This window comes from Clostridium massiliamazoniense, assembly GCF_001403635.1.
GTDB classification, from domain to species: Bacteria; Bacillota; Clostridia; order Clostridiales; family Clostridiaceae; genus Sarcina; species Sarcina massiliamazoniense.
Genome location: NZ_LN879467.1, coordinates 312,398 through 325,575, shown reverse-complemented (window position 1 = coordinate 325,575; position 13,178 = coordinate 312,398). Strand labels below are relative to the sequence as shown.

The window sequence follows — 13,178 nt, the reverse complement described above, 5'->3', positions numbered from 1 at the left end:
GTTGCTTTTATTATATTTTCTAGTTTTTATTGAGACAAAGAAATAAAAATGTAAAAATAATAATTAAAGAATTAAAAAAATATAAAAATGTTATTATAAGTTAAAAAAATAAAAGAAATAAAAAAGTAAATTTAAAATTAATAATCATTTTGAAGAAAAATTACCAAATATTTTACAATTGAGTTACAAATATTACTTTTTTTTATTGTATATAAGGTGTATAGTATGAATACAAAATTTTATTGTAATAATTCCGTCTTAAAAAAATTTAAGAAAAGAAGTCTTAGGTTACTAATAATCTTAATTGTTTAAAGAAATGAAAATGTAATAATTTAATGTAAAGCAAATTAAGGTAAATATATATGTAACTAATACGTAATAATTTTTTTATATTGATATTTTTAAAGTTTAGAAAAGAATTATATTATCTATTCTAAACTTTTATTATTTTGAGAATAATTTGAAATTATATCGTTTTATATATTGTAAGAGTTTTTAATTATTAAAATTTAAGGAGTAATGTATGTGGACAAGGGAAGATAATTATATAAAGAGACTAAAAAAAGGAAAGGAAGATGCATTAGAATTCATTGTTGATAAATATGTACCTTTAGTTAAAGGGATTACATATAAAGTACTTTTTAATGTAGGTAATGAAGGAGATATTGAAGAATGTATAAATGATGTATTTATAGCTGTTTGGAATAATTCGAATAAATTTATAGGGAATGATTTAGAATTTAAAAAATGGATTGGAACTATAGCTAAATTTAAAGCAATTGATTATTATAGGAAGTTAAATAGAAATAGGGAATTGGTTTTAGAAGAATTAGTAGATAAAAAAGATTCAAGTGATATTGAACATAAATTTTTATTAAATGAATATAGGAAGGAGATTTTAAAGCTTATAGATAATTTAGATGAACCAGATAGAGAAATAATTATATTAAAATTTTATTTGGGGATTAAGTCAGAGGATATAGGAAAGAGATTAGGATTAACCAAAGCATCTGTTGATAACAGAATATATAGAGCAAAAAAGAAATTAAGAGAATTTTATAAGGAAAAAATGGAGGTTATTTAAATGAGGGATATATATGAAGTATTTAATGAAATTAATATAGATGATGATGAATTAATAGAAGTAGAAGTTGATGAGTTAGAAAGAAGAAGAGTCAAGAAGAAACTAAAGAGTACAATAAATAAAAGAAGGAATAAAAAGAAAAGTGTTGCCGTAGCAGCATCAATTATTTCAATGATTTTTTTAGGAGGGTTATCTAGTTATGCTGAGGATATTCCTATAGTTGATGATATTTTTAAAGTATTTAGCAAAGAGAATGAAGGCTTTTATGATCAATATAAAAATAATTCTACCAAAATTGGAGTTACTGTAGAAGATAAGTGGACAGCGATAACCATAAATGAAGGTGTTTTTGATGGACATAATATAGATTTAACATTCACTATTAAAAGTAATAAAGATTTAGGAGAAAATATAAGTTTATTAGATAAATTAAAGGTGAAAGGTTATGAAAAGTCAGGGGGAACAGGACAAACAGAAATTAAAAAAGTTGATGAAAACACTTATGTTGGTCATATTAATTATTCCTTATTTAATTTCACAGGGGAAGAAGAAAGTATTGATGTTGATTTAAACATAAAGGGAGTAACTGATATAGAGTTAAACAAGGATGTGATAAGAGGAAAGTGGAATTTCAAATTGAAATTAAAAAACTTTAAGGAAAGAAAATTAGTAGATGTTGAAAGTTATAATAATGATGATATTATGATTAATTTTGGTAAATTAGAGATTACTAAAACATCAATGTTTTTAAGTTACAATCAGATAGTTTCTAGAGGTGCTAGGGATTATTGGAGTGATATAGAGGTTGAAATTGAAGTAAGGGATGATTTAGGAAATAGTTATATTATTCTTGATAATGGAGTAGAAGGTGATGATAAATTAAATAAGACTTATAGAAAAACTATAAGTGCTGTGAAAGAAGAAAGTAAAAAACTATATATAACACCAATTGTAACATATAAAAAACTTAGAGAGGTAAATAAGAAAGAAGAGAGGAACTTTGTAGGGGAAACTTTTGAATTAGTTGAAAGAAAGGAAGAGGTTTTAAAAACAATTGAAGTTAATTTAATATAAGGTTTAATTTAAAAAGTTTCAAATTAAGGAAAAAATATTATTTTATAGTTGACAAATCTATTGAAAATGATTATCATATAAATATAGAAAAGAAAATGAAAATCATTTTCAATAAGGAGGGTAAATGAAATGAAAATAGTATATTGGACAAGCACAGGAAATACAGAGGAAATTGCAAATTTAATTGCAGAAGGACTAAGTAAAGAAAATATAAAGGCAGAACTTTTTAATATATCATCAGATAAAGTAGAAATAACAGATAGTGATTCAATAATAGCTCTAGGATGTCCTGCTATGGGAGATGAGGAGTTAGAAGAAGGAGAATTCAGAGTATTCTTTGATGAAAATAAATCTAAATTAAATGGAAAAAAAGTTATTTTATTTGGATCTTACGGATGGGGCGATGGAAAATGGATAAGAGATTGGGCAGAAGAAACTGAAGCTACAGGAGCTACTGTTGCATTAGAGCCATTAATGATTAATTATGCTCCTGATGATAAAGAGGAAATTATAAATTATGGAGTAAAAATAAGTAAATTAGCTTAGAATATCCCTCCCCTTTAGGATATTATTAAGATCTAAAATATTCAAATTTTTAACAAATAAATCATAGTAAGTATAGGACTTCTCACTATGTACTAAATTAAACAACACAGAAGATAAGACTATATCAATATGGAATTAATTCCAGTTTTGATATAGTCTTATTTTTTAGCTTAGTTCTATTTTATAGTTATTATAACCATAGTTTTTTAAAAGGTTTAGTAACATAGAGCCATTTATTAAGGTGATGGGTTTATTTTCTATAAATTCAAAGGAGGATTTTCCAAAATCACTGGTAGTAACTAGTATTCCTTTTAGAGCTCCTTCATGTTGTATAGTTCCATATAAATCTCTTACAGCTGTAGGAGATACTGTTTTATTATATCTTTTTACTTGTACAATATATTTGCCACCTCTTATGGGATCTGTACTAGTTATTATAACATCAGCGCCTCCATCTCTACTTCTTTTAGTAACTTCAACCTTAGAATTTTCATCAGAAAATTCTTTAGAGAATAGTTTTCCAATCAAATCTTCAAAAGCTCCCCATTCTAATGTAGCTAGATTTATTTTCCTATCTGTCACTTTAGATTTATTCTTAAGTTTCTTTGGTGAATTTTTTTTATTAATTGTTTTATTTTTAGACTTTTTCTTTAGATTATTTACTATAGAAACTAAATCTTTGTCAGTTAATTTATTTAAGTTTATTTTTTTTAATTCATTTTTAGATATAAGTACTTCATCAACTATTTTTTCTGAATCATCACTACTTGTAAAGAGTGTTAGGTTTATATGTGAAATAGTGTTTTTATAATCACAACTGAAGATGTAATTTAGAAGTTCAAGAACTATTTGAGCTTTAATATTATTATAAAAGGTTTTTAAAGTATTTTTATTCATCTTCTTAGGTATAGTTTCTTTTTTTGATTTTATATATTTATACTCAATAATTGAGGGAATTTCATCTATAGTTAAGATTTTAAAGTCAATAAATAATATTTTTTTATTATTATCAAAGTCAACCTTAAAATTTTTTTTATATTTAAAGCTATAGTTATGTTCCTTTAGAGCAAGAGAAAAGTACCTTTTTATAGAATTTTTATTATAACTTTCATAACCTAATTTTAAATTATTTATCTTGTTATTATGCTTATCTATTTTTTCTTTTGCTAAGGCCTTATTAACTTTATAGGTTTTAAGCTGTTTTTCTTTCTCTTTTTTTATCTTATTTTCAACTAAGTCTAGTTTTTTATTAGCTATATTAAGTTTATTTTTATGCTTTATATTTAAAGAATCTAATAGTTTGTCCAAGCCTTTAGAATTAGATAATTCCTTAATTTCTTTTTTTAACTCATGGCGTTCTTCTTTTAAGTTTAAAGGTGGATTGAAATGAAAGCTTTCAAATTCGAAATCTCTCATTAGAGAACTTAAATTAAACTTAGTTTTTTCTTTTAGAGAACTTGACAATATGTTTTTATATTTTTCTATTTCACTAAGAGCATTATTTGTTTTTTTCTTATTAAGAGATAGTTCTGTCTCTTCTTTTTTTGAAGTTTTATTTTTTATGTTTTTATCATAACACTTAACCATGTAAGTCTCCTTTAGCTTTTGTTAACAAGACTATTATACTGTAATAGTTTAGGTCTAATCAAAAATTTGTTTTATATGATGATTAGTGAAAGTTTATAATTTATAGAATAAATCAATCAGAATAGGAAAAAATATTATATAATTAAATTGAAATTTAATGTTAAGAGGTTTTGCTTAATATTAGATTTATTTAATGTCTAGAGAATGTAATAATTTATTATTTTATAAGCTAGAGGTAGACAGACATAGGTTTCTAAATAACGACCACTAAAATCCAGATAGAGTTAAAATTCTATCTGAGTTAAGTCTTAGTTTATTTAGAACATTAATTTGTAAGAGTAAGACAAGGGGATTTTTTATGGAAAGTAATTTATTTAAAGACGTAGAAAAACATTTATTAGAAGATAGGAAACCTTCAGAGTATATCAAAAGTATTCTTCATAAACTTAAAGGAAGTAATTTGGAGATAATTGTAGATTTAGAGAAGGTAGAACAAAATCCTGTTTATCATCCTGAAGGTAATGTTTTAAACCATACTTTATTAGTGGTTGATGGGGCTGCTATAGTAAGAGATTATGCAAAGGATAAAAGGGCTTTAATGTGGGCAGCATTTTTACATGATATAGGAAAAAAGAGGGCAACAAAAAGAATTAAAAATAGAATCGTAGCTTATAAGCATGATATATATGGAAGAAGTGAAGTTACTAAGTTATTAGATAGCTATGAGTTTTTAAATAATGAATTTAAAAATAAAGTAGAAAATTTAGTAGGATATCATATGCATGGATTATATATGACTAGAAATTTGCCTTTTGGTGATTTTGAAAAGATGGTAAAGAATGTTGAATTGCATGATATAGCTTTATTATTTTTTGCAGACAAAATGGGAAAAGGTGAGCGTGGTGAAAAAGAAATAAAGGAAATAGCTAAAGAAAGTATAAATATAGTAAAACAATTAGAAGAAAAATATAACGTAAATTTAAATGAAACTATAGATGTATTTGAAAAAATAATTGAAGAATATCGATAATTATTAACTATTTGTTTCTAAAATGTAAACTTTTAGTGTTAAAATTTACAGGGGGGGATAAATAGTTAAAAAATGGAGTGAGATATTTGAATAGTAAATTTAAAGGAATTATATTAATTATTATCTCCGCGCTTTGCTTTGCAGCAATGAATGGATTTATGAAAGGAGTAAAGGGAATTCCCTTAGGAGAAAAGGTTTTTTATAGAAATATAATGCTTTTTGTTGTATCTTTAATTATGATTTATAAAAACAAGTCTTCACTATGGGGAAGTAAAGGAAGTAGAATTGCTTTAATAGGAAGAGGAGCCTTTGGTACCCTTGGAATTTTAGCAGGATTCTATGCACTTCAACATATGATATTGCCAACAGAAACAATATTTGCAGATTTAAATATTTTCTTTATAATAATATTCTCATTTATATTCTTAAGAGAAAAAGTAAATATTATACAAATATTAGCTATAGTAGTAGCATTTTGTGGGATATTTTTCATAGTTCATCCAGGAAGTGACATGCCTTTAATACCTACTATAGTGGCAATAGTATCAGCTGCTTTATCAGGTGGTGCTTATACAATAATTCGTGGTATTAGAGCTAAGGAAAAATCTGAAACTATAGTATTTTATTTAGCTTTGGTTTCTTTATTTTTTACAGTGCCAGCAATGATGGTACATTATGTGCATGTTGATTTACACCAAGCACTTCTTTTATTTGGATCAGGATGTTCTATTGCTGGTGCAGAAGTAAGTGCAACTATGGCTTATAAATGTGCGCCTGGTAAAGAAATATCTGTATTTGGATATACTGAGGTTATATTTTCAGCTATAATTTCTTTATTTGTTTTTGGCGCATTACCTCAAAAGATACAATATATAGGTTATGCCCTAATAATAATAGGTGGAATTATTGTTTATTTCTATGATAGAAGTATTTATAGAAAACAAGCTGTACATTAAGATTTAATTTTTAGAAGAGCTATTTCATGATACTAATAATTTAGTATTTTGAGATAGCTTTTTTAATTTTAACTTCATATAATGAAGTAACTACTATTTGAAGTTAAGAGGTTTTGTTAATAAAAAAGTTAAATAAATTATTTAATTAATTAAAAATGTTAATATTTTATTAATAATAGACATAAAATTGTAACAATTTATAATTATAATAAAATTAGTTCATAAAAATAAAGTTAATTCAGCAAAAAAGTAGTATATTAGAGTTTATACAACTCAAAATATATTAAAAATATATATTAAATTTTAGGAGCTGAGCAAAAAATATGTTTAATGAAAACAAAAAGAAAATCTCGTTTAATGTTCTAGAAAGTACAGTATACTCCGGTAAAAGGGTTGTAGATATTCAAAGAGGAGTGGTATTTAAACATGGGGAATAGCACAATAATACTTATGATTGCTATAGTTATTTTAGCACTTATATTCGATTTTACAAATGGATTTCATGATACAGCAACAGTTGTTGCAACTTCTATAACAACAAGAGCTTTATCACCTAAAAAAGCTATTTTAATTTGTGCCATATTTAATTTTATTGGTGCTTTTACAAGTACTTCTGTCGCAAAAACAGTTGGACATGGAATTGTTAATAGTAGTAAAATGCCATTATGGATAATAATTTGTGTATTATTAGCTGCTATATTGTGGGATTTATTTACTTGGTATTTTGGTGTACCTAGTAGTTCAACTTGTGCAATAATAGGAGCATTAGTAGGTGGCGGAATAGCTATGTCTAATAATCTAAAAGATGTAGGTTGGTCTGTACTATTCAATAAATTTATCTTATGGATATTTATTTCTCCAGTAATTGGTTTTGTATTAGGATACATATTTATAGCTATCTTAAAGGTAGTTTTAAAAAATGTGAAACCAAGAAAAACAAATTTATTCTTTAGAAGAATACAAATACTTTCAGGAGCATTAATAGCTCTTAATCATGGAGCAAATGATGCTCAAAAGTCTATGGGGATAATAACCATGTCTTTAGTAAGTGGTGGATTTTTATCATCATTTAATGTACCGATATGGGTTATAGCTCTATGTGCCACAGCTATGGGATTAGGAACATCAGTAGGTGGTAAGAGAATAATTCATACTTTAGGAAATAAAGTAACAAAGATAGATCCTATGGGTGGATTTGTATCACAAATAGGCTCAGCAATAGTTTTAGCAATTGCAACTAGCATGCATGCACCAGTTAGTACTACTCAAGTTATGACAAGTTCAATAATGGGTGCAGGTTCTCAAAATGGAATAAAGAGAGTTAATTGGAGTGTTGCAAAAAATATAGTTTTAGCTTGGATTATAACAATTCCAGCAGCAGCAATCTTATGTTATATATTTGTTGAAATAGTAAGAGGTTTTATGTTTTTAATTTAATATAGTTTTCGTGACCATAGAAGTAATGTTTTACATTGTTTCTGTGGTTTTTTTATTAGAAAAATTTTATGAGGTAAAATAAATAATTATAAATTTCTTAGAAGTGGTTAATAATTAAATAGTGTATAAATAATGAAAAATATGTTAAGTTTAATATAGATTAATTAAGAAGGGTGTGTTTTTAATGAACAATGTATATAGTAAAGATTATGAAATAAATATTTATGATGTCAATTCAGATTTAAAGTGTAAGTTTTCAACTATAGTGAATTATTTATGGGATGTTGTTATGTCTCAAACAGAAGCACTAGGAGAGACTAAAAATGGTTTAATAAATCAATGTGCTTGGATATTATTAAAATACGATATAAAAATACATGAATATCCAAAATATAAAGATGTAATAAATGTTGAAAATAGAGTTGTTGGTGTAAAAAAATTCTATGGTGTAAGAGATTATATTATAAGAAATTCAGAAGGAAAAGTTTTAGCTGAAGGAAGGGCTATTGCACTTTTAGTAAATATGGAAAAAAGAAGACCTATGAGATTATTACCTGAGCAATATGAACTATATGGCATAACAGGAGATTTAGAAGAGGATATAGAACTTGATAATATAAAAGAAGTTGAGAATATAGAGTATTCAAGAGATTATGTTGTAAGATTTAGTGATATAGATTCAAATAAACATGTTAATAACTTAAAGTATATGGAAATGGCTATGGATACATTACCATTTGAATTTTTAAATAACCATGAACTTAGTGAAATAAAAATAGTATTTAAAAAGGAAACAACTTTTGGCGATACAATAAAAGTTTCAAGTGAATTAAAAGAAGAGGAAAATGGTCTTATAAGAAGTATACATTCAATGATTGGTAATAATGATAAATTATTAACTAAAGTAGAATTTGGATGGAGAGCATAGCTATATTTTATAGAAATAAGCTTAAAGAAAATAACTGCTAAGTTTGATGTAGTAGGAACGAGCAGTCCGTATAATTATGATAAGTTAAGATTTTAATCTGTTAAATCATTATTAGTATTTTAGATATAGAAAGATTCATAAGTTATAAGTGAAAAATTTGATTAAAGAAGCAAGGCTAGAAAATATAAATTATAAAATTTATAAAACCTCTTCACTTAGAGTTGACTCGAAGTAGTAGAATTTATATGAAGAAAGAATTTAGAGGGGTGAGGGGGATTTATGAAAAAAACATTATATTTAATGAGACATGGTCAAACTTTATTCAATAAAATGAGGAAAATACAAGGTTTTTGTGATTCACCATTAACTGAGGATGGTATAAAACAAGCTCAAAGGGTAGGAGAATATTTTAAAAATATTGATTTAGATCATTTTTATTCTTCCACATCTGAGAGATGTTGTGATACATTGGAATTAATCACAGAAAATAAGCCTTATATAAGATTAAAAGGGCTTAAAGAAATGAACTTTGGTGCTTATGAAGGGGAAAGTGAAGATTTAAATCCAAAAAGACCAGAGGATTATGAAACATTTTTTGTACCTCATGGAGGGGAATCTATAGATGAAGTTAGAGATAGAATGGTAAAAACATGTACTGAAATAATGGATAAAGAAGATCATAATATTGTACTTGCAGTATCTCATGGAGGAGCTTGTTATCATTTCTTAAGAGCATGGCAAGATCCAAGAGAAGAACTTGAAAAGGGTTTTGGAAATTGTTCTATTTTTAAATATGAGTATATGGATAAAAGTTTTAAATTAGTTGAGGTCATTAGACTTGAATTTTAGTGAAATTTGTGGTACAAAAGCTATGGAAGAAGCTTGTATAATGGGAAAATCCATTAAATAACAAAGGGAATAGTAGAAAATTAATTGAGAGAAATATTATTTAAAGAAATGGGATGTATGAAATTTATAGATACATCCCATTTTGCTTTACTAAATCATATAGAGGAGAATCTATTTAGAGTTTGTATTTTTGTAAATGCACTTAATTCAGGTAGAGTTCTGACTCCATCTGAATGTTTAGTCAAAGTTATCTAGAGGCGTGAGGCATATAAAGATACTAATAATATAATTTTAAAGAATGCTTTGATATATTATCTTTTTAATTATTGTGAGATACATTATCATTAATCAATTCCATGAAGGTGTCTGGAGTTACAATTCTAACTTGAGGATTTTCATTTAGCTTTCTTATGGCATCATTAACATTATCCATAGTATTGCTCCAAACATGAACATAAACAAAACTATAGGAATTAGGGTCTTTTATATCTGTATAGCCTAGTTTAATTCTTTCATTAATATTCTGAATAAGGTCATTTTCACTTTCTAATCCCCACCAAAGTAAATCACGACAAGATACCACAGGCTTATTATTAGACCAAACTATTTTTCCTTTATAGCTATTGTTTTTTTCGTAATTAAGATAAAGTAAGCCTTTTATATTATTATGACAAGTATATTTATCCCAAAGATTTATATTATCTAGAGCTTCATCATCTAATATAAGAACATAATTTTGATCAACTTTTTTCATATAATCATTTAGTATAGAAGTATAACTATTTAATTTATTTAAAGGAAATTTACTAGGATACATATATCCATTTCCAGAAGGAGCAGTGACAAAGTTATCAAAATATTTAGAGGAACTAGCACTTTGATAATATCTATTAAATACTGTTGGAGCTAAGTAATAAATAGCTTGATTTATGGACCAACCTAAGTTAAAAGTACTTCTGTAAGGAGAACCGAAGTAGTTTTTAGAATTGTAATTACTACCGAGCATCCATTGTTGATTATCACCATCAGACATAATAAATGTAACATAATGGACTCCATTTTCACCTTTATAGTCATTATTTCTTTTTTGTTGTTGTGGTAAAGAAGGAAAAGAGCTTAATACAGAAAGATTATAAGACCAATCAGCAGCAACCATATCAACACCATAAGTGGAAGCTATTGTTACATTGGTATGTTCATCAGGTCCCCAGCCTAGACAATGTCCATTTTCATCCATAGATTTAAAAATTGATTCTCTTAAAGAGGGATTATTTACTTCATCTTCATAAAAAACTAAAGATTTAGATGTTATAGCATAATCTCTTAGAGCCATGAATTTATCAGGAGAAATTTCTATAACTGTTGAGTGATTTAATCCTGAGTTCCAAAGATTTTTAAAAGCCCAATATTTATCTGTACTTCTACAATCCTCAATTAAGGTTTTTATTCCACATTCTTTTACTTTATACTCTATAGCTTCATCTATAGCTAAAGAATTTTTTAAAGAAGCAAGGGTACAAGCGTTATTTATAGATGGGGGATTAAAGGTAGAGTATAATACATATCCATCTACATAAGAATTGAATTTCTTTAATAATTTCCAAGGGTCTTTTATTACTTTATATTTTACATTGTAATTATATTTTAAATCTTCAAGCCATATTTTATAATCTGGTTCTGAATCACTAAGAATATAAATTTGGTCATGGGATTTACTAGCTACTATGCCCTGAAGAGTAGCAATCATTGATTGTTCTGCTTTGGTCATATTGCTGTCTGAAATAACATATAGTTTTTTGGGAATTAAGGAATTTTTAATATAAGAACTAGAGCTTTGCAGATTATTTTCAAAATTACATGAACTATCAGCAAAAGAATATTCCTTAAATAAGAAAAAAAGTATTGGTATTAAGAAAATAATAATAGAGAGTTTAATATATTTTTTCATTTGTACACACATCCTATAAATATAATTAATAAATAGGATTAGCTATGTTAAGTATTTATATTCAAATTTTCTATACGTATCTCATGTCTTAATGTAGAGAATTTCAGTATACCAATCGAAATGACTAACTGCTTTGAAAATGTGAGGATGAAATTGTAAAACTCAGATTTACTTTAATGAATTAATGATGTTATTCTTTTTTTCATTATCAGCATCAAGTACAATAAAACCTGCTGCAACAGCCAGTGAAAAGATACTATTATGTTTACCTAAGGGATTTGTTACAATAGAATACACTATAAATACTGTACAAATTAACAATACAGCTAATATAATACCCCGCAAAATTTTTTATTTTTAAACATTTGTATAACCTCCGTTAATTCAAAATTTTACCTTTCTATATTCGTATTATATCATTCACAAATAGGCACTACAACGAAAAATAATATAGCACCTTATTTTTCAAGTGCTTTTATTATTTAAAGAACTTCTTTACGTAGGTGAGTAGTTATAAATGATAAGCCTATCTCTATATAATATCTAAATTCAATATCTTCAATCCAACATTTCTTAACATAGAAGAAGAAGGGGATGTCTTACAATGCCATAATTTAGTATTGTGAGGCGGTTCTTTTACTTCAGCTGATTTTTATGCACGACAAATAAAGGTATCAAAGATACCTTTGGATAAATATAGAAGAGTATTAAAATAAGTGCTTTTTTAATCTACCTGTTTCTCTTTTGCTAATATAATTGAGTATATTATGTGCTAATGAAATTAATAAAAATTGCGTTTAAACGTTTTTTAATCCTCTATATGAAAATCTTCTAAACTTTCTACTTTCTTTTATTAATTCAAATACACACTCAACTTGGATTGATCTGTTTGTCCTAAGTTTAATACCATATTCAGATTTTATGTCTTCATTTGATACTTTTCTCATTAATTGAAATTCTTTATTTACTTGAATAGTTTTATTTCTATTAGTTTTTTACATAATGATTTAAATTCACAATTGCTACAATCTTCTGCTTCATAAACATCTACAGGATATTCAAAAACACTTTTATTCTTGCGGTTCCCCGTATATTTATAATTTAAAGTTACATTATTAGGACATATGTATTTATTACCTTTAGAGCTATAAGTCATATTATCAATATTGCCTATTTTAGTTTTATAATTTTTTTTCCTTATTTCATAATTACTAGGTTTAATATATGACTTATAGCCATTTTTATTTAGATATCTATAATTTTTTAAACTTTCATAACCTGCATTGGCAACTATATTTTTATATTTATGATATTTAGATGTATCTTCTAAAGATGGAATTAACGTATTAACATCTGTTCTTTCTTGAGAAGCCATAAAATTTACTATATATCTAGAAGCAATTCCTATTTGTATATTGTAAGCCGGTTTTAATTGCCCATTTAACATGTGATTTTCTTTCATTCTCATAAATGTGGCTTCAGTATCTGTTTTAGAAAAACTATTTCTTTTTCCTAAGATTTTTTCATAAGTGCAATACCTTTCAAGTTTTTCTATATATTCAGTTATTATTTCATATTCTCGTTGAACCGGTGATTTTCTTTTTCCCTTGCCATAAACAAATTTTATAGCTTCATTACTTATCTTTTATTTTAAATATTTTTCAAAAATTGATAGGCAATATAAATAATCATCGTTAACCGAAACTCCATAAAGTAAAAAATAATTTTTTATCTTTTCT

The 13,178-nt window shown here is 25.9% G+C and carries 13 protein-coding genes; 9 read left to right on the top strand and 4 right to left on the bottom strand.

Features of this window, described 5'->3' with window-relative positions:
- Positions 1-523 precede the first annotated feature (523 nt).
- From ARA19_RS05460 to ARA19_RS05450, 3 genes are all read left to right on the top strand, one after another.
- A complete protein-coding gene (locus ARA19_RS05460) occupies positions 524-1,084 on the top strand; it encodes a sigma-70 family RNA polymerase sigma factor (RefSeq protein WP_055069958.1) in 561 nt (186 codons plus the stop codon).
- The gene (locus ARA19_RS05455; RefSeq protein WP_055069957.1) at positions 1,085-2,158 is read left to right on the top strand and encodes a DUF4179 domain-containing protein; all 1,074 of its coding nucleotides are present in this window, start codon (positions 1,085-1,087) and stop codon (positions 2,156-2,158) included.
- A gap of 129 nt (positions 2,159-2,287) precedes the next feature.
- Positions 2,288-2,704 (top strand): flavodoxin, encoded by a 417-nt coding sequence (locus ARA19_RS05450; RefSeq protein WP_055069956.1) that lies wholly within the window; start codon positions 2,288-2,290, stop codon positions 2,702-2,704.
- A 165-nt stretch (positions 2,705-2,869) separates the two neighbouring features.
- Here the strand turns inward: ARA19_RS05450 and ARA19_RS05445 are convergent, their stop codons facing one another.
- Positions 2,870-4,291 carry a restriction endonuclease gene (locus tag ARA19_RS05445; RefSeq protein WP_055069955.1) on the bottom strand — a complete coding sequence of 474 codons (1,422 nt, stop codon included), beginning with the start codon at positions 4,289-4,291 and terminating at the stop codon, positions 2,870-2,872.
- Between the two features lie 358 nt (positions 4,292-4,649).
- Between ARA19_RS05445 and ARA19_RS05440 the strand changes: the two genes are divergently transcribed.
- The 5 genes from ARA19_RS05440 (at position 4,650) to ARA19_RS05420 (ending at position 9,491) form a co-directional block, all read left to right on the top strand.
- Entirely contained in the window at positions 4,650-5,321 is a 672-nt protein-coding gene (locus ARA19_RS05440) for an HD domain-containing protein (protein ID WP_055069954.1), read from the top strand.
- Between the two features lie 86 nt (positions 5,322-5,407).
- Entirely contained in the window at positions 5,408-6,277 is an 870-nt protein-coding gene (locus ARA19_RS05435) for a DMT family transporter (RefSeq protein ID WP_055069953.1), read from the top strand.
- 426 nt (positions 6,278-6,703) lie between these two features.
- Positions 6,704-7,714 carry an inorganic phosphate transporter gene (locus ARA19_RS05430; protein ID WP_055069952.1) on the top strand — a complete coding sequence of 337 codons (1,011 nt, stop codon included), beginning with the start codon at positions 6,704-6,706 and terminating at the stop codon, positions 7,712-7,714.
- Positions 7,715-7,898: 184 nt separating this feature from the next.
- The gene (locus tag ARA19_RS05425; RefSeq protein WP_055069951.1) at positions 7,899-8,642 is read left to right on the top strand and encodes an acyl-[acyl-carrier-protein] thioesterase; all 744 of its coding nucleotides are present in this window, start codon (positions 7,899-7,901) and stop codon (positions 8,640-8,642) included.
- 279 nt (positions 8,643-8,921) lie between these two features.
- Positions 8,922-9,491, top strand: coding sequence for a histidine phosphatase family protein (locus ARA19_RS05420; protein ID WP_055069950.1), 570 nt, complete (start codon positions 8,922-8,924; stop codon positions 9,489-9,491).
- Positions 9,492-9,810: 319 nt separating this feature from the next.
- On the opposite strand, the gene ARA19_RS05415 is transcribed toward ARA19_RS05420, so the two are convergent.
- A complete protein-coding gene (locus ARA19_RS05415) occupies positions 9,811-11,439 on the bottom strand; it encodes a GxGYxYP domain-containing protein (protein WP_055069949.1) in 1,629 nt (542 codons plus the stop codon).
- 184 nt (positions 11,440-11,623) lie between these two features.
- Here ARA19_RS05415 and ARA19_RS17860 point away from each other — a divergent pair, with 184 nt between their 5' ends.
- A complete protein-coding gene (locus ARA19_RS17860; RefSeq protein ID WP_157452228.1) occupies positions 11,624-11,800 on the top strand; it encodes a hypothetical protein in 177 nt (58 codons plus the stop codon).
- A gap of 436 nt (positions 11,801-12,236) precedes the next feature.
- Here the strand turns inward: ARA19_RS17860 and ARA19_RS18355 are convergent, their stop codons facing one another.
- Positions 12,237-12,386, bottom strand: a complete 150-nt coding sequence (locus tag ARA19_RS18355; protein ID WP_084764269.1) for a transposase — start codon at positions 12,384-12,386, stop codon at positions 12,237-12,239.
- 17 nt (positions 12,387-12,403) lie between these two features.
- Positions 12,404-12,958 carry a transposase gene (locus tag ARA19_RS05405; RefSeq protein ID WP_341382004.1) on the bottom strand — a complete coding sequence of 185 codons (555 nt, stop codon included), beginning with the start codon at positions 12,956-12,958 and terminating at the stop codon, positions 12,404-12,406.
- Positions 12,959-13,178 lie beyond the last annotated feature (220 nt).

Excerpts from the sequence above, each read along its gene's own strand:
- ARA19_RS05460 (WP_055069958.1), top strand. The coding sequence starts at position 524 with ATGTGGACAAGGGAAGATAATTATATAAAGAGACTAAAAAAAGGAAAG.
- ARA19_RS05455 (WP_055069957.1), top strand. The coding sequence starts at position 1,085 with ATGAGGGATATATATGAAGTATTTAATGAAATTAATATAGATGATGAT.
- ARA19_RS05450 (WP_055069956.1), top strand. The coding sequence starts at position 2,288 with ATGAAAATAGTATATTGGACAAGCACAGGAAATACAGAGGAAATTGCA.
- ARA19_RS05445 (WP_055069955.1), bottom strand. The coding sequence starts at position 4,291 with ATGGTTAAGTGTTATGATAAAAACATAAAAAATAAAACTTCAAAAAAA.
- ARA19_RS05440 (WP_055069954.1), top strand. The coding sequence starts at position 4,650 with ATGGAAAGTAATTTATTTAAAGACGTAGAAAAACATTTATTAGAAGAT.
- ARA19_RS05430 (WP_055069952.1), top strand. The coding sequence starts at position 6,704 with ATGGGGAATAGCACAATAATACTTATGATTGCTATAGTTATTTTAGCA.
- ARA19_RS05425 (WP_055069951.1), top strand. The coding sequence starts at position 7,899 with ATGAACAATGTATATAGTAAAGATTATGAAATAAATATTTATGATGTC.
- ARA19_RS05420 (WP_055069950.1), top strand. The coding sequence starts at position 8,922 with ATGAAAAAAACATTATATTTAATGAGACATGGTCAAACTTTATTCAAT.
- ARA19_RS05415 (WP_055069949.1), bottom strand. The coding sequence starts at position 11,439 with ATGAAAAAATATATTAAACTCTCTATTATTATTTTCTTAATACCAATA.
- ARA19_RS17860 (WP_157452228.1), top strand. The coding sequence starts at position 11,624 with ATGATGTTATTCTTTTTTTCATTATCAGCATCAAGTACAATAAAACCT.
- ARA19_RS18355 (WP_084764269.1), bottom strand. The coding sequence starts at position 12,386 with ATGAGAAAAGTATCAAATGAAGACATAAAATCTGAATATGGTATTAAA.